The sequence below is a fragment of the Anaeromicrobium sp. genome, from assembly GCF_025210435.1.
Lineage (GTDB): Bacteria > Bacillota > Clostridia > Peptostreptococcales > Thermotaleaceae > Anaeromicrobium.
Genome location: NZ_JAOART010000063.1, coordinates 29975 through 51900, shown reverse-complemented (window position 1 = coordinate 51900; position 21926 = coordinate 29975). Strand labels below are relative to the sequence as shown.

At 32.5% G+C, this 21926-nt stretch carries 23 protein-coding genes, 2 tRNA genes and 1 other annotated feature; of the genes, 21 read left to right on the top strand and 4 right to left on the bottom strand.

Annotated features, from left to right (window positions below):
• From N4A57_RS18595 to N4A57_RS07645, 4 genes are all read left to right on the top strand, one after another.
• Positions 1 to 146 (top strand): zinc ribbon domain-containing protein (locus N4A57_RS18595; RefSeq protein ID WP_293657297.1); only part of this gene is annotated, 146 nt, incomplete at its 5' end.
• Between the two features lie 172 nt (positions 147 to 318).
• Positions 319 to 1491, top strand: a complete 1173-nt coding sequence (locus N4A57_RS07655; RefSeq protein ID WP_293657293.1) for a M20 metallopeptidase family protein — start codon at positions 319 to 321, stop codon at positions 1489 to 1491.
• A gap of 2 nt (positions 1492 to 1493) precedes the next feature.
• The gene (locus tag N4A57_RS07650) at positions 1494 to 2402 is read left to right on the top strand and encodes a type II CAAX endopeptidase family protein (RefSeq protein WP_293657292.1); all 909 of its coding nucleotides are present in this window, start codon (positions 1494 to 1496) and stop codon (positions 2400 to 2402) included.
• Positions 2403 to 2461: 59 nt separating this feature from the next.
• Positions 2462 to 2698 carry a small, acid-soluble spore protein, alpha/beta type gene (locus N4A57_RS07645; RefSeq protein WP_293657291.1) on the top strand — a complete coding sequence of 79 codons (237 nt, stop codon included), beginning with the start codon at positions 2462 to 2464 and terminating at the stop codon, positions 2696 to 2698.
• Between the two features lie 42 nt (positions 2699 to 2740).
• On the opposite strand, the gene N4A57_RS07640 is transcribed toward N4A57_RS07645, so the two are convergent.
• From N4A57_RS07640 to N4A57_RS07630, 3 genes are all read right to left on the bottom strand, one after another.
• A complete protein-coding gene (locus tag N4A57_RS07640; protein ID WP_293657290.1) occupies positions 2741 to 3169 on the bottom strand; it encodes a CBS domain-containing protein in 429 nt (142 codons plus the stop codon).
• Positions 3170 to 3447: 278 nt separating this feature from the next.
• Positions 3448 to 3657, bottom strand: a complete 210-nt coding sequence (locus tag N4A57_RS07635; RefSeq protein WP_293657289.1) for a DM9 repeat-containing protein — start codon at positions 3655 to 3657, stop codon at positions 3448 to 3450.
• A gap of 163 nt (positions 3658 to 3820) precedes the next feature.
• A complete protein-coding gene (locus tag N4A57_RS07630) occupies positions 3821 to 4174 on the bottom strand; it encodes a DM9 repeat-containing protein (protein WP_293657287.1) in 354 nt (117 codons plus the stop codon).
• 398 nt (positions 4175 to 4572) lie between these two features.
• Between N4A57_RS07630 and N4A57_RS07625 the strand changes: the two genes are divergently transcribed.
• From N4A57_RS07625 to thrS, 14 genes are all read left to right on the top strand, one after another.
• Complete coding sequence (locus N4A57_RS07625; protein ID WP_293657285.1) at positions 4573 to 5310, top strand: class I SAM-dependent DNA methyltransferase; 738 nt, start codon at positions 4573 to 4575, stop codon at positions 5308 to 5310.
• A 35-nt stretch (positions 5311 to 5345) separates the two neighbouring features.
• Positions 5346 to 6230 carry an Hsp33 family molecular chaperone HslO gene (gene hslO, locus N4A57_RS07620; protein ID WP_293657284.1) on the top strand — a complete coding sequence of 295 codons (885 nt, stop codon included), beginning with the start codon at positions 5346 to 5348 and terminating at the stop codon, positions 6228 to 6230.
• A gap of 310 nt (positions 6231 to 6540) precedes the next feature.
• Positions 6541 to 6616, top strand: a tRNA-Phe gene (locus N4A57_RS07615).
• Positions 6617 to 6627: 11 nt separating this feature from the next.
• Positions 6628 to 6702: transfer RNA gene (locus tag N4A57_RS07610), tRNA-Cys, on the top strand.
• Between the two features lie 72 nt (positions 6703 to 6774).
• On the top strand, positions 6775 to 8508 hold the full coding sequence (locus tag N4A57_RS07605) for a sigma 54-interacting transcriptional regulator (RefSeq protein WP_293657282.1): 1734 nt from the start codon (positions 6775 to 6777) through the stop codon (positions 8506 to 8508).
• Positions 8509 to 8839: 331 nt separating this feature from the next.
• Positions 8840 to 10336 (top strand): 4-hydroxyphenylacetate 3-hydroxylase family protein, encoded by a 1497-nt coding sequence (locus tag N4A57_RS07600; RefSeq protein ID WP_293657280.1) that lies wholly within the window; start codon positions 8840 to 8842, stop codon positions 10334 to 10336.
• Positions 10337 to 10403: 67 nt separating this feature from the next.
• Positions 10404 to 11774, top strand: a complete 1371-nt coding sequence (locus N4A57_RS07595; RefSeq protein ID WP_293657279.1) for a hypothetical protein — start codon at positions 10404 to 10406, stop codon at positions 11772 to 11774.
• Positions 11775 to 11812: 38 nt separating this feature from the next.
• On the top strand, positions 11813 to 13111 hold the full coding sequence (locus N4A57_RS07590; RefSeq protein ID WP_330671481.1) for an acetyl-CoA hydrolase/transferase family protein: 1299 nt from the start codon (positions 11813 to 11815) through the stop codon (positions 13109 to 13111).
• A 93-nt stretch (positions 13112 to 13204) separates the two neighbouring features.
• On the top strand, positions 13205 to 13483 hold the full coding sequence (locus N4A57_RS07585) for a NifU family protein (protein ID WP_293657278.1): 279 nt from the start codon (positions 13205 to 13207) through the stop codon (positions 13481 to 13483).
• A 2-nt stretch (positions 13484 to 13485) separates the two neighbouring features.
• Entirely contained in the window at positions 13486 to 13767 is a 282-nt protein-coding gene (locus N4A57_RS07580) for a hypothetical protein (RefSeq protein WP_293657277.1), read from the top strand.
• Positions 13768 to 14004: 237 nt separating this feature from the next.
• Positions 14005 to 14712: a DUF6873 family GME fold protein gene (locus N4A57_RS07575; protein ID WP_293657275.1), complete on the top strand. Its 708-nt coding sequence runs from the start codon at positions 14005 to 14007 to the stop codon at positions 14710 to 14712.
• 64 nt (positions 14713 to 14776) lie between these two features.
• Entirely contained in the window at positions 14777 to 15673 is an 897-nt protein-coding gene (gene ytxC, locus N4A57_RS07570) for a putative sporulation protein YtxC (RefSeq protein ID WP_293657273.1), read from the top strand.
• 293 nt (positions 15674 to 15966) lie between these two features.
• A complete protein-coding gene (locus N4A57_RS07565) occupies positions 15967 to 16569 on the top strand; it encodes a DUF445 domain-containing protein (RefSeq protein ID WP_293657271.1) in 603 nt (200 codons plus the stop codon).
• 69 nt (positions 16570 to 16638) lie between these two features.
• Positions 16639 to 16855, top strand: a binding site (T-box leader).
• 74 nt (positions 16856 to 16929) lie between these two features.
• A complete protein-coding gene (gene thrS / locus N4A57_RS07560) occupies positions 16930 to 18843 on the top strand; it encodes a threonine--tRNA ligase (RefSeq protein ID WP_293657270.1) in 1914 nt (637 codons plus the stop codon).
• A gap of 12 nt (positions 18844 to 18855) precedes the next feature.
• Here thrS and ftsH read toward each other — a convergent pair whose 3' ends face one another.
• Entirely contained in the window at positions 18856 to 20409 is a 1554-nt protein-coding gene (gene ftsH, locus N4A57_RS07555) for an ATP-dependent zinc metalloprotease FtsH (protein WP_293657269.1), read from the bottom strand.
• 349 nt (positions 20410 to 20758) lie between these two features.
• Between ftsH and infC the strand changes: the two genes are divergently transcribed.
• The 3 genes from infC to rplT are packed head-to-tail and all read left to right on the top strand — an operon-like array spanning position 20759 to position 21912.
• A complete protein-coding gene (gene infC / locus N4A57_RS07550; RefSeq protein ID WP_293657268.1) occupies positions 20759 to 21301 on the top strand; it encodes a translation initiation factor IF-3 in 543 nt (180 codons plus the stop codon).
• Between the two features lie 23 nt (positions 21302 to 21324).
• A complete protein-coding gene (gene rpmI, locus N4A57_RS07545) occupies positions 21325 to 21522 on the top strand; it encodes a 50S ribosomal protein L35 (RefSeq protein WP_293657266.1) in 198 nt (65 codons plus the stop codon).
• Between the two features lie 30 nt (positions 21523 to 21552).
• A complete protein-coding gene (gene rplT, locus N4A57_RS07540) occupies positions 21553 to 21912 on the top strand; it encodes a 50S ribosomal protein L20 (RefSeq protein WP_293657264.1) in 360 nt (119 codons plus the stop codon).
• Positions 21913 to 21926 lie beyond the last annotated feature (14 nt).

Below are 21926 nucleotides of genomic sequence, written 5' to 3'. Positions count from 1 at the left end.
GTAAAACTTGTAGCCATTGTGGTTCTATTAAGAAAGATTTAAAACTTTCGGATAGGGTTTACAAATGTAGTTGTGGTTTTATTTGTGATAGAGATAAAAATGCTTCATATAATCTTGCAAACTATGGTTTAGAAATATCAGTTTAAAAAGATATTCTAAATTGGGTAATCGTTACAACCCACTACTGAAAAGTAGCAAAGCCTATGGAGTGTTATAGCAAACCAAAGTAGCTTTGGCAAAATGGGACATTATGAAGTAGGAAAGAAACAAAATCTTTAATTTGTAGATTTTTATAGATTTTTGGTAACGGAAAGAATAATGATAAGAGTGGATGAACATATATTAGAATTGAGAGAAGAGGTTGTTAGTATAAGGAGGAAGCTACATGAGATACCAGAAATCGGTTTTGAAGAATATGAAACTAGTGAATTTATAAAAAGTAAATTGATAGAAAATGGTATAGAAGTGTATGATAATGTGGCTAAAACTGGAGTAGTTGGAGTAATAAGGGTGAATGATTTGAAGGATGCCATTGGATTTAGGGCAGATATGGATGCACTCAATGTGAAAGAAGAGACTGGTTTGGATTTTAAATCTAAAAATGAAAATATGATGCATGCGTGTGGTCATGATGCTCACATGGGTATTTCTTTAGGGTTTGCCATATACTTATCAAAGAATAGGGATAAATTAAATAAAAATGTAGTCTTTATATATCAGCCGGCAGAGGAAGGTCCTGGTGGAGCAGAAGTGATGATAGAAGAAGGGATAATGGAAAAATTCCATATAAGTGAAGTTATAGGACTTCATGTGTTTCCAAATATAGAAGAAGGTTATGTGGCTTGTAAAGAGGGAGCTTTAATGGCTAGATGTGGGGAATTTGATATGGATATATACGGTTTAGGTTCTCACGGTGCATATCCACATAGGGGTAAAGATTCCATAGTTATAATGGCAAATCTTATAAATACCATACAAAGTATAACTAGTAGAAATATTAATTCTAATGAAAGTGCAGTTGTTACCATAGGAAGGGCCCAAGCCGGGGAGAGAAGAAATATTATTGCTCAAAATGCCAGGTTAGAGGGAACCATAAGAGTATCTAGTGAAGAAGTATATGAAACTATAAAGAAGAGATTAAAGGAAATTACTAGGGGATTTGAAATGACCTATGATTGTAAAATAGAATTAGAGTTAAGGGATATGTATCCAGCTGTTATGAATCATAAGGATTTAGTTAATGACCTAGCAGAGGCTGTGGGAGAAGAAAATTATATACCCATAGAGTTTCAAATGATATCGGAAGACTTTTCTTTTTTTCAAAGAAAGTGTAAGGGCCTTTTCTTTTTCTTAGGAATAAAAAATGAAGAAAAGGGATGTGTATATCCACTTCACAGTAGTAAATTCTGTTTTAATGAAGATGTTTTGTTAAGGGGAATTCAAGTATATAAGAACATACTAAAGGTGAAAAAATATTTTAAAGGGGAATAAAAATGGAAAATTTAAAAAGGCCTAGTATATTTGGAGTCAATGTACTTTATTTAATAGTTGGAATTGTGCTTTTAACTTTTGGGGGATATTTTCAAAGTGAAAATATAAAAAGTGGATTGGTTATAACCGAGTATCTTATAATACTCACTCCCCCTATTTTATTTAGTCTAATATTTGATCTAAAATTAAAAGAAACTTTCAGACTCAGGAAAATATCCATAAAAAATATAGTACTGAGTATAGGTTGTACCATATTAATATATCCCATAGCCATGTTTTTTAATTTAATAGTACTCAATATAATAAGTATTTTTTCAGAGGTGAAAAAACCACCTATTCCAGTGGCTAATAATATGGGTGAATATATAATCCTCATGATGATAATAGCCTTTTCCGCGGGACTTTGTGAAGAAATGTTTTTTAGGGGGTTAGTATTTAAAGCATACGAAAAAATGGGTAAAAGAAAGGCCATAATCATATCTGCAAGTCTATTTGGATTATTTCACTTTAATATACAAAATTTGCTAGGACCTTTAGTTCTAGGTTTGCTATTTGCCTATTTAGTAGAATATACAGGGTCCATATGGGCAGGAGTTATAGGTCATTTTACTAACAATGGATTATCTGTGACTATGGCATATATGGCAAATATGGCTAAGAAAGGAGTACCAATTAGTGAAAACCCTCCTGATATATTAAATAATAATATCCTATTGTTAGTTGGAACTATACAAATTGGAGTAATAGGATTAATCTGTGGAATCATATTATATAAAATAATAAAGTCACTAAAAAGACATTCCCTAGAAGAATATGAAGGGAAATATAATATGACCCTTAAAGACTATATACCTCTTTTAATAAGTTTAGTAATATTTATATATTTGGCTTATAGACAATTAATATTTTAAAAAGTTATAGTATAAAAGATGAAACCCTTACCCATAATATAGATGAGGGGAGGGGTACTATGTCAAAGAAAAATAGTATAAAAAATAAAAAGAAAAAAATCGAGACTATAGAAGATAAATGGAAATACGAAATAGCAGATCAATTAGGCCTTTTAGATAAGGTAGAGGAGTTTGGCTGGGGAGGCCTTACTGCTAAAGAAACGGGAAGAATCGGTGGTCTTATAACAGTTAGAAAGAAAAAACTGAAAAATCAAATGTCTGAGGAAACCTCTAATGAAGAGGAAATTCAAGGCTAGAGAAGTAAAAAGGTCACCATTAGGAGTGACCTTTTTATTATTTTATTGCATATCTGGTTTACATGGTTGGGAAATGTGATTTAAAGCATCTTCCGCTTCATGTTGCAAGTTAGATCTAACGGCCACATCTCCAAGGGCAACAATTCCTACAATGCTTTCATTATCAACTACAGGAAGTCTTCTTATTTGATTAGTACTCATTAGCTGGCTTGCTTTGTCTACATCCATTTCAGGAGTACCTATTATAACTGATTTTGACATGACCTCTTCAAGTTTTGTTGAACTATTTTTTCCTCCAGCAACGGCTCTTATGGCAATATCCCTATCTGTTACAACGCCAACTGGTTTTCCGTTTTCGCATACGGGAATAGAGCCAATTCTGTGTTGTCTCATTAATTTTGCTGCATTTTCTATGGTATCACTTTTGGATAAAGTTACCACGTTAGTAGTCATTATATCTTGTATGTTCATATTCAATCACCTCTTAATTATTTTGTTTTTTATAAAAGAACATCAATAATATTATTTGTAATAAATTTTTATTAATTCTTAAAAAGTCTAATTCATAAAAAAACATATTTTGCTAAGGAATATGAAAGAAATAACCAGTGAAATGACTAATTTATTTTTTGAATATGCGGAAGAATAGATTCACATAGATCATAAAAAATAAAAGAGTATCTATAAGTTCATATAAACCTATGGATACTCTTTAAATTTATATTTTAAATTTATATTTTAAAATTTAATTAAAGGCAAAGTACTTCATAAAATTTGATTGTTACTTCTGTTCCAGCATAAGGTATGTTTGCTCCTTCAAATCCTGGTCTAACTTTTCCAATGTGAAGACCACCAGCATAATAGGCCCTCGCTGTATATAAAGGTGTTCCATCGGCTTCGTATCCGCATTTGACTGCACCATCAGGCACCATTCCATCAGACATAGCTACCCATTTCATTGTTCATGCCTCCTTTTGTAGTTAATGAAAAGGGGTAAAACCCTTTCCCATTAACAATATATACATGTACAAGAAAAATGTTACAAAAGTTTTTTTAACCCATATTATTCATGGAAATTTTGAAAGGATGCAAGTGATTTTCATTTCTCTATGAATAATATGTCTAAGTAAGTACAAGAACCTCATAGAAATTGGTTATTACTTCAGACCCTTCAACGGGAATTTTAGCACCATTAGAAACGGGTTTGATTTTTCCTATGTGAAGACCTCTAGAGTGGTGAGCCCTTGCCACGTATAAAGGCGTGCCATCAGGTTCATATCCTGCTGTAATAGCACCTAGAGGAATAGAACCTTTACTTGCTGCTACCCATTGTATGCCTGTTCCCTTTTGTGATGTTGGAACTTTAAAATGAATTTTTTCCTTTGATGGGTCCTGTTCTTGTCCTTGGAAAAATTTGTTAGGATTAGAACAATACCAAAGACCAGGGCCACATCCCCTATAATGATATTTGGTCACAATTATCACACTCCTTATATAATATCCTTAATATTATGTTGTTCATTTAAAGTCTATAAAACAATTGGAATGTACAAATTTTCATGATTTCTTTGATTTAAACTATTATTAGTATATGATTGTGAAATTAAAATGGTGATAACTATTAACTAATGCATATTCAAAAAATAAATTAGTCATTTTACTGGTTATTTGAATTCTTTTATTCGTTATGGAATCCCTTACATATGTTTAATATGCTCGCTCACCATGCCTTGAAAATAACCCAAATTCCTCAGAAAATTGACTAGTTTATTTTTTTTATATGCCTAAGATTAAAAACGTCTTGTGTATTTAAAAGATGTTGATATATAATATGTAGGAAGATGTATAGATTAAAGAAGTAAGGAGAGATTAAGGTGAGAGCATACTCGGCATTTTCTCTGGTATATGATACTTTGATGGAAGATGTAGATTATATTGGATGGGCAGATTATATAGAAAAGATTTTTGAAAAAGAGCATATGAAACCAGTGAATATGGCAGAACTTGCCTGTGGTACGGGAAATTTAACTAATATATTAGCAAATAGGGGATATCATCTGTTGGGAACAGATATATCTAGTGATATGCTTTTTATAGCTAGGGAAAAAAGTATAGAGGGTAGCGGAAGTATTACCTATCTTCAACAAGATATGAAAGAAATGAGTTTACCAACTGAACTAGACGTCATTCTATGTGTCTGTGATGGGTTTAACTATATATTAGATAATAAAGACTTAGAAGATATCTTTGCTAAGGTGAAGAAGCATCTGAAAAAGGATGGTCTATTCATATTCGATATTAGTTCCCATTATAAGCTTAAAAATATTTTAGGAAATAATACTTATGCGGAAAATTATGATGAAGTATCTTATATATGGGAAAACTACTATGATGAAGAAGAGTCAATATGCGATTTTGATTTAACCATATTCGTGGAAGAAGATGGACTATATAGGAAGTTTGAAGAAAAGCATAGCCAAAGGGCCTATAAAATTGATGAAATAGGAGAAATTTTAAAAAAGGCAGGATTTTCATCTATAAATGTATATGATGGATATAGCTTTAATAGTCCGAAGGAAGAAAGTGAAAGAATTAGTTTTGTATGTAGATAAAATTCATGGTAAGTGTAAAAATAGGAGGATGTAAAATGAGTAATTATGTTGTAAGGGCTGTGGCAGCTAATAAGAGTATAAGAGTATTTGCGGCAGTTACTACAGATTTAGTAGAAAAGGCAAGAGGATTTCATAATACAACACCTGTAGCTACGGCAGCTTTAGGAAGAACTTTAACAGCCACATCCATAATGGGACTTATGTTAAAGGGAGATAATAATAAGTTAAGTGTTCAGATAAAAGGAAATGGACCTATTAAACAGATATTAACTGCATCAGATTCTAAAGGAATAGTTAAGGGGTATGTAAGTAATCCATATGTGGATCTTCCTCTGAAGGCCAATGGAAAGTTAGATGTGGGTGGAGCTGTTGGATCACAAGGAAGAATGACAGTTATAAAAGATTTAGGATTAAAGGACCCTTATGTGGGACAAGCAGATTTAGTATCTGGTGAAATTGCAGAAGATTTTACTTATTACTTTGCAAATTCAGAACAACAACCATCCGCTGTAGCCCTAGGTGTTTTAGTGGATAGGGACCATACAGTTAAGGTGGCTGGAGGAGTAATTATACAACTATTACCTAATACGGACGATGAAACCATAACTAAAATAGAGGAAGCATTAAGAAATGCACCTCAAATAACTAATGTCTTATTAGAGGAAGATACTCCAGAAAAGGTATTAAATACTTATTTAAAAGGGCTAGATATAGAAATACTAGAAAAGGTTCAAGTGGATTTTCAGTGTGATTGCAGTTTTGAAAAGTTAGAAAGGGCCTTAATTAGCATTGGAGAAAAGGATCTAAAGTCCATAATAGAAGAGGATGAAAAGGCACAACTTACATGTCATTTTTGTAATACTAAATACAATTTTGATAAGAATCATTTGATGAAGTTGTATGAAGAAATAAAAAAATAGGATAATAGATTTCGTATTTATAAATCAGCTTTATATTTTGGTAACAGGTCACAGGTGACTGGTGACGGAAAAGGTATATTCAAATCTTTTTCTGTTCCCTGTTACCAGTAACCTGTCACCAATTGCATAGATTTTACAAAAATAAATATGTATAAAGCAAATCTAAAACTACGAAATCCATGGTGTTGCAAAAACTAAAATGAGTTATTCGTTAATTCTGTTAAAAGGGTTAACGAATAACAATCTTATTTCTTGACTTTTTACATTAGTATATGTATAATAACATTTGTCAGAAGAAAAGGTAAAAAATGCCCAGATAGCTCAGTCGGTAGAGCAGGGGACTGAAAATCCCCGTGTCGGTGGTTCGATTCCGCCTCTGGGCACCAATTAAATATAGGGCGGCATAGCCAAGTGGTAAGGCAGAGGTCTGCAAAACCTTTATTCCCCAGTTCAAATCTGGGTGCCGCCTCCAATAAATATTAATCCTAGCTAAAACTAGGTTTTTTTTATATATTTGTATATATCTGTGAAAAGGGTGGAGAATATGAAAGTTTGCCAATGTATAAAAACTAATATTCCAATTTTAACTAAAGAAGATAGTATGAGTTTGGCCATAGATTATTTTTTGAATGAGGATATAGATTTAATACCAGTAATAAATAAGCATAAAAAATTGCTGGGTGTTTTAACAAAGAATCAGATGCTTAGATGTATGAAAAGTAAAATTTCTATGGATATGACCATTGATAAAATAGTAAGTAATCAATCTGAGTTAATAATAAAGCAAAGAGAAATTACTAATGTAAATGAGATTTCGAAAAATTTAATAGTTGTAGATGACAATAATGAAGTCTTAGGTCTATTAAATCCCAAAGAGACTATAAGTAAAATTCAAAAATTAACTAAGAAATTAGATGCAGTAATAGAATCTTCCTATGATGGTATATATATAACAGATGGGGAAGCTAAGACCCTTAGAATAAATAAATCCTATGAAAGAATAACTGGAGTAAAAAGGGAAGAAATGCTAGATAACAATATGGTCCAATTGGTTGAAAGTGGATATATATCCCAATCGGCAACTATGGAAGTTTTGAAAACAGGAAAAACTACTACCTTAGAGCAAAAGTTTAAAACAGGGAAAAAAGCTCTAGTAACTAGTACTCCCATATATGATGATAATAAGCAGATTATAATGGTTGTTACAAACGTACGAGATGTGACAGAGTTAGTCAAATTAAATGAACAATTATTGAAAAATAAAGAATTGGCCCAAAAGTACTTTTCTGAAATAGAGGAAATGAGATTACAATTAATAGATGATTTTGATTTAGTTGCAAAGGATGAAAAAATGCTAGATATTTTAAAAATCTGTAAAAGGGTTGCCAAAGTAGATACTACTGTTTTGTTACTTGGAGAAACGGGAGTAGGAAAGGAAGAAGTAGCTAAATATATACATAAAAATAGTAATAGGTGTGAAAATCAGTTTATAAAAGTAAATTGTGGTGCCATTCCAGAAAATTTAATAGAATCAGAATTGTTTGGTTATGAAAAGGGAGCTTTTACAGGAGCTGTTAAAGAAGGTAAAATGGGTATGTTTGAAATTGCCGATGGGGGAACCATATTTTTGGATGAAGTTGGGGAGCTACCCCTAAAAATGCAAGTGAAACTTTTAAGGGTTTTACAAGAACAAGAATTTACTAGAGTTGGAGGAACTATTCCAATAAATATAGATGTACGTATATTGGCTGCCACGAACAGAAATTTAGAAGAGATGGTAAAAGATGGAGTATTTAGGGAAGATCTATATTATAGATTAAGTGTAATTCCCATAACCATATTGCCCCTTAGGGAAAGAAAAAAGGATATATTTGCCCTAGGAGAATATTTTTTAAAGGGGTTAAATGAAAAATATAATTTGGACAAAACTCTGGACAATGATGCTTTAAAGTCCTTATTTGAGTATAATTGGCCAGGGAATGTAAGGGAACTTAAGAATATAGTAGAAAGAGTCTTTGTAATGAGTTATAAAGATAAAATAGGAGAGAGCGATTTGCCTAGTAATATTAGAAATGTTAAAGATGTGGATATTCTTAGTTCAGATAGGATAATACATTTAAAAGACGCTGTGGCTAAAGTTGAGATAGATCTGATAAAGAAATCCTTTGATAAATACAAAAATGTACGAGATGCGTCAAAGGCCCTAGGTGTGGATGCATCTACTTTCGTAAGGAAAAGGAAAAAATATGTACAGATGGGAAAATTTCCTGATGCATAAATGCAACGTGATGCGAAAATGCAAAAAACTTATTAGAGTAAGGGGTATGTTAAAAATAAAACACTTATCCATGAAAGAATAGAAAGAATATTAATAGGGTTGTTGTGAAAATGCAACAACCCTATTATATATATAAATACTAGAAAAATAGAAAAAATACTTATGAAAATAATTTGTATGTACAAAACCCACTAAAATACAAGGTTTCAAAAAAGTAAAAAATATATTAAAATATTGTTAAAGTTTTGGCACATCCTTTGCATTTATGTTAGGATGTAAAGGAATTAGAAAAAATGTAAAAAATTTAAATATATCAAGGGGGCTGTTTTTTATGGCATTAATGACTAAAGAGCAATATTTACAAAGTTTAAGAGAACTTAAACCAAAGGTATACTTATTTGGAGAATTAGTAGACAATCCAGTGGACCATCCAATTATTAGACCATCAATCAATTCAGTAGCTATGACTTATGAATTAGCACAAGACCCAGAGTATGTAGACTTAATGACTGCTACATCAAACTTAACAGGTGAGCAAGTAAACAGATTTACACACTTACATCAAAGTACTGATGACTTAAGAAAGAAAGTTAAAATGCTAAGATTGTTAGGTCAAAAGACTGGATCTTGTTTCCAACGCTGTGTTGGTATGGATGCCTTCAATGCAACATACAGTACAACTTTCGAAGTAGACCAAGCACATGGAACTAAATACCATGAGAACTTCAAAAAATATTTAGAGTTCGTTCAAGAAAATGACTTAGTAATAGATGGAGCTATGACTGACCCTAAGGGAAATAGAGGATTAGCACCTTCTAAGCAAGCAGACCCAGATCTTTTCTTAAGAGTAGTAGAAAGAAGAGAAGATGGAATCGTAGTAAGGGGAGCTAAGGCTCATCAAACAGGATCTATTAACTCTCATGAGCATTTAATCATGCCAACTATAGCGATGAGAGAAGGAGATGAAGACTACGCTGTAGCATTTGCTATTCCAACTAATGCAGAAGGACTTTACATGATCTATGGACGTCAATCTTGTGATTTAAGAAAATTAGAAGAGGGAGCAGATGTAGATTTAGGAAATAAGCAATTTGGTGGACAAGAAGCATTAGTAGTATTTGACGATGTATTTGTACCAAACGATAGAATTTTCTTAAATGGAGAAGTTGAATTCGCTGGAATGTTAGTAGAGAGATTTGCTGGATATCACCGTCAAAGTTATGGTGGATGTAAAGTAGGTGTGGGTGATGTATTAATCGGAGCTGCTGCATTAGCCGCTGAAATGAATGGAGCACAAAAGGCATCTCACGTTAAGGATAAGTTAATAGAAATGACTCACTTAAATGAAACATTATACTGCTGTGGTATTGCCTGTTCTGCAGAAGGACACCAAACTAAAGCGGGTAACTATCAAATAGATTTATTATTAGCAAATATTTGTAAGCAAAATGTAACAAGATTCCCATATGAAATAACTAGATTAGCAGAAGATATTGCTGGTGGACTTATGGTGACTATGCCATCTGAAAAAGATTTCAAACACCCAGAAATAGGACATATCTGTGAAAAGTATTTCAAAGGAGTAGATTCAGTTCCAACTGAGCACAGAATGAGAGTGTTAAGATTAATCGAAAACATGACTTTAGGTTCTGCAGCTGTTGGATACAGAACAGAGTCTATGCATGGTGCAGGTTCACCACAAGCACAAAGAATTATGATTGCTAGACAAGGAAACTTAGAACATAAGAAGAACTTAGCAAGAAAACTTGCTAGAGTAGACGAAGAATCAATTACAAAGAGAGAAGCTGCTTCATCTGTAGAGAAGTAAACTAAATAGGGGTGTGTCCAAAATGGGGGTTTTGGCACACCCTTACAATATAAGGGGGATTGGGAATATGTCTATTAAACGCGAGTATGGCAAAGAGCAGCCTTTTATTAAGGCAGGACCCTTTAAGGTAAGAATACCTTTTATTCATTACAGGTTTGAATGGGCAGATTATATTCAAGGACTTTTAATGTGTGCAGTATGTTTAGGTGCTATTCCTATGCTTCAGGAGTATATGGGAATGCCTTTTGAAGTGGCCATGGCAATAGTATTACTAAATGGAGTATTATATTGTGCCCATGTATTTTTAGGAGATCCTGTAGTACCAGGATGGGTAACTCCAGCAATACCTCTTTTGATACTCCATGTAAGTCAATTTGAAATGGGTGTTGAAAGAATTCATGCACTTATAGCTTTTGAAATGAGTTTAGGTATACTTGCCATTGTACTTGGTATAACAGGACTTGGGAAAAAAATCATATCCATAGTACCAAATGCAATGCAATCTGGAATCATATTAGGGGCTGGTTTTGCAGCTACTATGATTATATTTAAAAAGGGAGCTAGATTTGACAGCTATCCCATATCCATAATCATATGTATTGGTTTAGGATTTTATTTATTATTTTCTAACCACTTCAAAAGTAAAAGGGATAATAATAGTTTTTTAAAGTTAGTTTCTAATGTGGGAATATTACCAGTAGTGCTATTAGCTATTGTGGTAGGGCCTTTAGTTGGAGAAGTTCCTTGGCCAGATGTGGAGTGGGGAATAACAAAACCTGCTTTCTCTACACTTTTTAAGGAATGGACTATATTCGGAATAGGTTTTCCTCCCATATCCATGTTTATAGAGAGTATTCCAATAGTTCTATCAGCTTACATAGTATTGTTTGGTGACATGATACAAGCACAAGCTTTAATTGAAGATGCTCAGAAGGTAAGGAAAGATGAACTTATAGATTATAATCCAAATAGATCTCATTTAATATTTGGTATTAGAAACTCAATAATGTCCATATTGGGGCCTGATATAACCATGTGTGGACCACTTTGGGCTGCAATGCAAGTTGTAATATGTGAGAGATATAAGCAAGGTAGAAAAGCTATGGATTCTATAAATGGAGGGGCTGGATCCTTTAGATTTGGAACTTTAACAGGTTACTTAATATTACCTATAGTTACCCTATGTAAACCTATACTTGGAATTGCTCTAGCTTCTACCATGTTAATACAAGGATATGTTTCTGTAAGAGTAGGGGTTATGAAGGCTAAAACCTTTAATGATTTAGGAATAGCTGGTGTTATGGGAGCTATACTTGCAACTAGAGGGGCTGCTTGGGGATTGATTTCAGGTATAATATTATGCTTACTTATAAATTTGGGTAATGATTCAAAATATGATGTATATATATATGAAAATGATAAAGAGAAAGTTAGTTAATTAAAATAGTATTTAATTCATTAATGAGGTGATTAATAATGTGGAGAAAACTTTATGAGAGCAAACTTACTACAGCTAAGGAAGCTGTAGAACATATAAAATCTAATGATAGAGTAATTTTAGGTCATGCTGTAGCAGAACCTCAAGTTCTAGTTAAAGCTATGGTAGAAAATAAGCAAGCTTATGAAAATGTGGAAATTTCCCACATGGTTTCTTTAGGGAAAAGTGAATATGCTCAAGAGGGCATGGAAAAGCACTTTACACATAATGCCCTATTCGTAGGTGGAGGAGCTAGAAAGGCTGTTCAAGCTCATCGTGCTGATTATACACCTTGTTTCTTTCATGAAATACCAAGATTGTTTAGAGAAGGACAAATGCCTGTAGACGTGGCTTTAATTCAAGTTAGTAGGCCTGATGAACATGGATATTGTAGCTTTGGATTATCTGTAGATTATACTAAGCCAGCAGCAGAAGAAGCTAAAATAGTAATAGCTGAAATTAATGATAAAATGCCAAGAACTATGGGAGACTCTTTTATTCATATTTCAGAAATGGATCATATAGTAGAAGTTTCCTATGACTTACCGGAACTTCCAGCACCAAGGATAGGTGATGTGGAAAAGGCCATAGGAGAGAATTGTGCTTCATTAATAAATGATGGAGATACTCTTCAATTAGGAATAGGATCTATTCCAGATGCGGTACTTCTTTTCTTGAAGGACAAAAAGGATTTAGGAATTCACTCTGAAATGTTCTCAGATGGTGTTGTAGAGTTAATAGAAGCAGGAGTTATAACTAACAAGAAAAAAACTATAAATAAAGATAAAATGGTAGTTACATTCTTGATGGGTTCTAGAAGATTATACGACTTTGTTGATAATAACCCATCTGTGGCCATGCATCCTGTTGATTATGTTAATCATCCCCGCGTAGTAATGGAAAATGATAATATTATATCTATAAACTCTTGTCTACAAGTAGATTTTATGGGTCAAGTATCATCAGAATCTATAGGACTTAACCAATTTAGTGGTGTAGGTGGTCAAGTGGATTATGTACGTGGTGCAGCCATGGCTAAGGGTGGTAAATCCATAATAGCTATGCCGTCTACTGCAGCTAAAGGAAAGTTATCTCGTATAGTACCCCTATTAGATGAAGGTTCTGCAATAACTACTTCTCGTAATGATGTACACTATGTGGTAACTGAATATGGTATAGCTGATTTAAGAGGAAAGACACTAAAGAATAGAGCTAAGGCTTTAATAAATATAGCTCATCCAGACTTTAGAGAAAAACTTGTAAAAGAGTATGAAGAGAGATTTAATTGTAAATTTTAGTTAAAGTATAAGGGACGGTTAGTTGTATGATATTATATAGCTGACCGTCTTTAAAATGTTTTCTTAGAAAAATTAAAAATGGAGTTGATAATAATGAAAGAAAAAGTATTAAAAGTTATGGAGGAAATCATAAGACCTCAATTAGCTCAGCACTATGGAGATATAAGCTTAATAGATGTGAAGGATAAGGTAGTATATGTAAAGCTGCTAGGAGCATGTAGTGGATGTCCATCGGCTAGATTTACTATTGAAGATGTGGTTTTAGCCAGTATTCAAAATGAAATTCCCTCTATTGAAAGGGTAGAGCTAGTTCAGGAAGTGAGTAGTGAGCTACTTGATATGGCCAAGAAAATGTTGAGAAAAGGTGAATAGGGTTGAAAATAGGAATAAAATTTTGTGGAGGATGCAATCCTAGATACGACAGAAAAAAGGTTTTTGGTAGGATGAAGGTAGACTTAGAAGGGGAGCAAATTGACCTGGCTAGGGAAGATATAATATATGATTATATAGTGGTCTTAGGTGGATGTACTAATTGCTGTGCTGATTATAAAAAATTGAAGTATAGTAAAGGAATTGTACTATTTGTAGACCTTAAGCAGTATGATGGAATGATAAAAAAGCTAAAAAATAATTATGAAAATAATGGAAAAGTATAGACAGAGAAGGAGTAAAGTATTATAATTTAGATGGTTCATTCAAATGAACCAAATTCATCCTAATAAACTTTGTGAAAAAAATAATTATTTGAGCCTTATTATGTCTCCCCGACATGAAGGTAATATTTATTTCACAAAGTCTTTTTTTTTTACAAAAAACTAAAGACTATATATGTGCAAAAGTAGACTATTTTTAGTCTGCTTTGATTTTTTAGAATAAAGAGATGGTGATAGAATATGAAAAAAGCTTTGATAGATGGACGAGCGTCTGAAGAACTGATTAAAAATTTAGAAAAATTAAACATAAAAGCAATAAAAACTCCAAAGTGTAAAGAATTATATAGAGCAATATGTTCTCATGTGGATATATTAAGTTATAAAGTTGATAATACTAATGTTATAGTAGCACCAAATATTTACGATTTCATAAGGGAAGAGCTTTCTAAAAATGAAATTAGCCCTATAAAAGGAAGAACCCTTTTAAAAAGTAACTATCCCTATGACATTGCATATAATGTAGCAAGAGTTGGAAAATATGCCATACATAACTTTAAATATACAGATAAGTTAGTGTTAGAACACTTGAAAAAGGAAGAGGTAGAGCTCATAAATGTTAAACAGGGATATTCAAAATGTTCAATATGTGTTGTAAATGAAAAAGCTGTAATAACTTCTGACAGAGGGATTGCAAATACTTTAAAAGACTATGATATTGACCTATTGTTAATAAGCCTTGGTCATATAAAGTTAGATGGACTAGATCATGGGTTTATAGGAGGATGTACAGGAAATATTAACAATAAGCAGTTGCTTTTTACAGGAACTTTGTCAAATCATCCTGATGAAAATAGAATATTAAATTTTTTAAAAAAGCATGGAATAGAGCCTATGTTTTTAAGTGAAGACAACTTAATTGATTTAGGAACTATATTTATCTTTGGGTAAACAAACATTTTGAATATCACTTCTTGTTACAAATTACAGTCATCCTGTAGGAAGGAGTGAATCTATGGTTATTTTAACTATATTGTTATACGAATACACTAAAGATATAAGAGAAAGATTAAAAGAAGAATTAAACCTACTTAGAAGGGAAGGTATAAATATAGATGAGGACATAGTAGAAAGTAAGGGAAAGGTAGTCATTAATTATAAGTTGAGTCCCAATATAATAGATGATGACTATATAGAATATGCTGAAAATAGATTAAAATGCGGAATGACTAACGGATTATCTCAGGTTATATTAGATAAATACGAAATCCCCATGGCCAAGAGAATTTTAGAAAAGGAATATTTTTATTTTAGTTTTTATGAGTTAGATTCCATATTAAGCCATTATATGAACTTAGGGGAGCAAGATGTGAATGAAGTAAGTAGAAGAAAATTAAAAAGTGTCATATTTAAATCTATGATGGAATATCTAAAAGAATCTTCTTTTATTGACTTAGGTGGATTTGTAAGATTTAGATTAAAAGAATTTACCAATGAAGTGGAATACAAGATGGATAGAGCTATAGGGGATTATTTAATGGAAAAGGAATACAATGAGTTCATAAAATTGCTAAAATATTTTGTTGAAATACAAGAAGCAAAAATAGACATGGTAAATATATTTATGAACTCTGATGGTAAATACTATATATATGACCATAATAATAGGCTTATAAGTGATGAATACTTAGAGGAGTTAGCCAATGAAATGACAGATAAGGAAATTGGTTATGATGATTTGCTAATCAGCTCATTAATAACCCTAGCTCCAAATAGGATTATAATACATCCATCGCACAATATAACTAAAAAGGAAATAATAAACACAATCGAGAAAGTATTTTCAGGAAAGGTAGAAATATGTTCAGGATGTAAAATCTGCATTAACATAAGGAATGCTATTAAAGAATAGTTAATATTGAGAATGGCTTAGGCATATGAAAAAAATAAACTAGTCAATTTCTTGAGGAATTTGGATTATTTTCAAGGCATGGTGAGCGAGCATATTGAACATATGTAAGCGATTTTATAACGAAGAAAATAATTTAAATAACCAGTGAAATGACTAATTTATTTTTTGAATATGCCTTATAACTATGGTATACTAGATAGCAGTTTAAAAGTAAGGCATGTTGGGAAAAATAACAAGGTATCTTTGCTTGTTATTTTCTTTCACGGGCCTAAATAGACAAGAGGTGAAAATTGTTGTTTTGGATTAAACTGTTAATTTTAACTACCATAGGAGCTATGATAGGTTGGATTACTAACATTTTGGCAATAAAGTTAATATTTAGGCCACTTGAGCCTGTTAAAATTCCACTAACTAATAGTTATTTTCAAGGTCTAATTCCCAAAAGGCAAAGTGAGATAGCTAAAAGTGTAGGAGAAATGATAGAAAAGGAATTGTTATCTATGGAAGAACTAATAGATAGAATATTATCACAGGCCAATAAAGAAGAAATAATAAATATCATCAAGGTAAAAATAAATGGCATAATAGAGGAAAAGATGCCACCATTTATACCTACTCCCTTCAAAGGGATGATACAAGAATATATAGAAGATGTGATTGAAAAGGAAGGGAATGGAGCTTTAGAGGATATAATGGATGAACTTGTTGATAAGGCCATAGACAGTGTTAAAATCAATGAGATAGTAGAAGAAAAGATAAATGATTTTCCATTACCTAAGCTAGAAGAAATAGTAATGACTATAGCTAAGAAGGAATTAAAGCACATTGAAATATTAGGTGGCATATTAGGTGGAATGATTGGTATAATCCAAGGTTTAATAATACTTGCCTTTTAATTAGAAAAAAATGTATAATCCTATTGACAAAAGAAAAAAATATTCATATAATAAGTAAAAACTAAAAATAATAGGGCTATGATCAGACAAAGTACCATAAACCCAGTTATCAGAGATGGAATGTCAAAGGCTGAAAGCATTCTTTAATTATGGATATGGGAAAACTAGCTGTGAGCTGTCTTTTAGTAGTGAAATATGAAAAAAGATTCGCATAAGCTGCGTTAAAGCTTTTAAAGTGGAGAAATCAAATTGGGTGGAACCGCGAGAATAATCTCTCGTCCCTTTATATTTAAATATAAAGGAACGAGAGATTTTTTATTTGTATAAAAAAATTATATATAAATTTTAGGAGGGTTTAAAATGATAAAAATACATCTTAAGGATGGTTCCGTAAAGGAATATGAAAAGGGAATTAGTGTATATGAAATAGCTAAATCCATAAGTGGTAGATTGGCTAAAGAGGCTATGGGTGCTGAAGTTAATAACAAAGTTGTTGGACTTGATTATAAAATAGAAGATGACTGTGAACTAAACATATTAAAGTTTGAAAATAGAGCAGGACAAGATATATTTAGCCACACAAGTTCTCATATTTTAGCTCAAGCTATTAAAAGATTATATCCAGAGGCAAAACTTGCCATAGGACCAGCCATAGAAAATGGATTTTACTATGACATTGATTGTGAACATAGATTTGTAGAAGAAGATTTAGAAAAAATTGAAAAGGAAATGAAAAAAATTGTATCAGAAAATCTTCAAATAGAGAGATTTGAACTTCCAAGGGAAGAAGCTATAGGCCTTATGAAGGAACATAATGAAGATTACAAAGTAGAGTTAATTGAGGATCTACCAGAAGATAGTATAATTTCTTTTTATAAGCAAGGGGAATTTGTAGATCTTTGTGCAGGCCCTCACATTCAAAGTACTAAGCCAGTAAAGGGAATTAAATTATTAAGTTTAGCAGGTGCTTACTGGAGGGGTGATGAGAAAAACAAAATGCTTCAAAGGATTTATGGAACTTCATTCCCTAAGCAAAAGTTATTAGATGAGTATATACACAGATTAGAAGAAGCTAAGAAAAGGGATCATAGAAAATTAGGTAAAGAATTAGATTTATTTAGTATTCAACCAGAAGGACCAGGATTTCCATTTTTCCATCCTAAGGGAATGGTTCTTAGAAACATATTAGAGAATTTCTGGAGAAGTGAACATACAAAAGAAGGGTATGTGGAGATTAAGACTCCTATCATATTAAACCAACAATTATGGCATACTTCTGGCCATTGGGATCATTATAAAGAAAATATGTATACAACTAAGATAGATGACCAAGATTTTGCTGTAAAACCTATGAACTGTCCAGGTGGTATGCTAGTATATAAAACTAAGATGCGTAGTTATAGAGATTTTCCAATAAGAATGGGTGAACTTGGACTTGTTCACAGACATGAATTATCAGGTGCACTTCATGGCCTTATGAGAGTTAGAAATTTTACTCAGGATGATGCTCATATATTCATGTTACCAGAGCAAATAGAATCAGAAATTAAGAACCTAATTAGATTTATAGACTCCGTATATGAAGTGTTTGGATTTAAGTATCATGTGGAGTTATCCACTAGACCAGAGGATTCTATGGGTAGTGATCAAGAGTGGGATTTAGCTACTAGCTCCCTTAAAAAAGCCCTAGATTCTATGGATATTGACTATATTGTAAATGAAGGTGATGGAGCATTCTATGGACCTAAGATAGATTTCCATTTAGAAGATTGCATCGGAAGAACATGGCAATGTGGAACTATCCAATTAGATTTCCAAATGCCACAAAGATTTGATTTAACTTACGTAGGTAAGGATGGAGAAAAGCATAGACCAGTTATGGTACACAGGGTAATCTTTGGAAGCATTGAAAGATTCATAGGTATTTTAATCGAGCACTTTGCAGGAAGATTCCCAGCATGGTTAGCTCCAGTACAAGTTAAGGTACTTCCTATAGCAGATAAGTTTAGTGATTATGCTAAAGAAGTGGTTGCTAAAATGACTGAGGAAGGAATTAGAGTGGAGTTAGATGAAAGAAACGAAAAGATTGGATACAAAATCAGAGAAGCTCAATTAGAAAAGGTTCCATACATGATTATCATAGGAGAGAAGGAAGTGGAAGGAAAAACTATTTCTGTTCGTTCTAGAGATAAGGGTGAGTTAGGAGCTCAAGGTGTTGAAGCTTTTATAGAGGAATTAAAGGGTGAAGTTAGAGAAAAGACAATGAATTTATAATAAAAGGAGAGCTTAAAGCTCTCCTTTATTTAATACAAGATTATTTTTTATTAACAAGGTATCTAATTCTTCTCCAGTTAAGGTCTCTTCTTCATAAAGGTGACCTGCAACTGTGTGCAGAAGATTTAGGTTCCCATTTAGTAGGGAAACACTATCCTTATAACATTCATCTATTATTAATTTTATTTCATTGTCTATTAGGGGATAACAGTTTTTTATGAAATTAGGATCAAATACTCTGTTTTCAAGATTGCTCATACCATATTCACATACCATCTGATAGGCTAGAGAATTTGCCTTTTTTAAATCATCCTTAGCCCCTGTAGATACTTCTCCATAGATGAGTTGTTCTGCACTTCTGCCCCCTAGTAATACTTTGATTTTGTTCTTTAGTTCATTATGAGTTAATAAATATCTGTCTTCTTCAGGCGTATACATGACATATCCTAATGCTTCTCCTCGTGGAACTATTGATATTTTTGATATTAGGTCTAATTCTAATATTTTTCCCATTAAAGCATGACCTGCTTCGTGATAGGATACTTTCTTTTTTTCCTTTTCTATTATATGGGGATTTTTCTTTTCAACTCCTCCAATTACCTTTTCTATGGCTCCGTCAAATTCTTCTAGGCCTATAGTTTTTTTATTATTTCTAACGGCTAATATGGCAGCTTCGTTAGCAATATTAGACAGGTGAGCCCCGGACATACCGTGGGTTTTTTGGGCTAACTTTTTTATGTCTACACTCTTATCTACTGGTTTGTTTCTTATATGAACACTAAAAATTTCTTGTCTGGCTTTTAAATCTGGATTTCCAATATGCATATGTCTATCAAATCTACCAGGTCTTAAAAGGGCTTCATCTAAAAGATCTAATCTATTAGTAGCTCCTATTACTACCACATTTTGATCTGAATGGAATCCATCCATTTCTATTAAAAGTTGATTTAGGGTCTGATCCTTTTCGTTATTACTTTCTGTAGTTCTCTTAGCTCCTATGGCGTCCACTTCATCTATGAATATTACACTAGGACTATTTTTCTTTGCCTTTTCAAATAGGGTTCTAACTCTTTTGGCTCCTACGCCCACATATTTTTCCACAAATTCCGATCCGCTGGCAGGAAAGAAGGTTGAGTTAGTTTCTCCAGCCAAGGCTTGGGCTAGTAATGTTTTTCCCGTACCAGGAGGCCCATAAAATAACATGCCCTTAGGTATTTTTGCACCCATTTTTCTGTACTTCTCTGGGCTCTTTATGAAATCTATTACTTCAACTAATTCTTCTTTTACCTCATCAAGACCAGCCACGTCTTTAAAATTAACATGGGGTTTGTTAGTTTGCTTTAGTTCTTTGTCCTTTTTTTCTGTTTTAACTTGTGCCAATTCATATTCTGGTGAAGAATCTAATTTTTTATAGTACATAAAGAGCACAAAACAGGTGAGAAGCAAAAGGACCCTTCCCTTGCCCACGTATGTAAAGTACGAATTATTGACGTTTATAAAAGTACCTAAAAACAATATTAATAGGTTTATATACAATAGAGAAATAATAAGTTTTCTTTTGCCCATAACGACCCTCTTTTCTATGATTTTATTTCTTTTATAAAATTAGTGTACCCAATGTATAAGAAAAAATAGGAGAACATATAAAATAAAAGAAGTATATTTTTATGAAAGGGAAGAAAAACTATAAAAATATTATTTTTTAAAAAAATATAATAAAAGTATTGACAATATGAAAGTATAATGCTAAACTAATTGAAGTGATATAAATTTGACAAATGAAGTAGAAGTTTCCGCTTCTCACCTTACGAAAGGGATCGTTAAGGTCAATAAGCTTTTACCTATATGGTAGGTGTAATGTAGCTTGTGAAGCGGATGCGTAGTGCATTCGCTTTTTTATTTTATAGTAAAGTAAGTGCATAAATTTTTTAGGAGGTGTCAAGTCATTAGAGAGAAGGATTTAGAACTTAATGAGCAGATTAGGGATCGTGAGGTAAGGTTAATAGACTCAGACGGTCAGCAACTAGGAATTGTTCCAGGTAGAAAAGCTCAAGAAATGGCTATTGAAAAAAAATTAGACCTAGTTAAAATTGCGCCACAAGCAAAACCACCTGTTTGTAAGATCATGGACTATGGAAAATATAAATTTGAGCAGTCCAAGAAGGAAAAAGAAGCTAAAAAGAAGCAGAAGGTTATTAATGTTAAAGAAGTTAGGTTAAGTCCAAATATAGAACAACATGATCTAGAAGTAAAATCTAACAGAGCTCAAAAATTCTTATCTAAAGGAGACAAGGTCAAGGTTAGCATAAGATTTAAAGGTAGAGAAATGGGATATACTAAATTAGGTTATGATGTGATGAATAAATTTGCTGACCTCGTAGCTGAAGTTGGTCAGATTGAAAAGAAACCAAGTTTAGAAGGTAGAAATATGACAATGTTTTTATCTCCTAGAGCTTAAAATTTAGAGGGGAGGATTTTATTATGCCAAAAATGAAAACACACCGTGGAGCTGCAAAGAGATTTAAGTTAACTAAAAAAGGTAAGGTTAAGAGAGCTAAGGCCTTCACTAGTCATATATTAACTAAAAAGAGCCAAAAGAGAAAGAGAAACTTAAGAAAAGCTGCTATAATGGCTAAAGGTGATGCAGCAAACATGAAGAGATTATTACCATACTTATAGAAAAGAGATTTGTAAAGGAGGTCGAAAAACATGGCAAGAGTAAAAAAGGCTATGAACGCAAAGAAGAAGCATAAGAAAATATTAAAACTTGCAAAAGGTTTTTATGGAGCTAAAAGTAAAATATTTAAAGCTGCTAACCCTGCAGTATTAAGATCTTTAAGATCAGCATACATCGGACGTAAATTAAGAAAGAGAGATTTCAGAAAGCTTTGGATCGCAAGAATCAATGCGGCTGCAAGAATTAATGGAATTTCTTACAGTAGATTAATTAACGGATTAAAATTAGCTGGAATTGAAGTTAACAGAAAGATGTTAGCTGAAATGGCTATCCATGATGAGCAAGGTTTCGCTCAATTAGCAGAAGTTGCAAAAGCGAAATTAAATGCATAAAAATAGACTCTTAT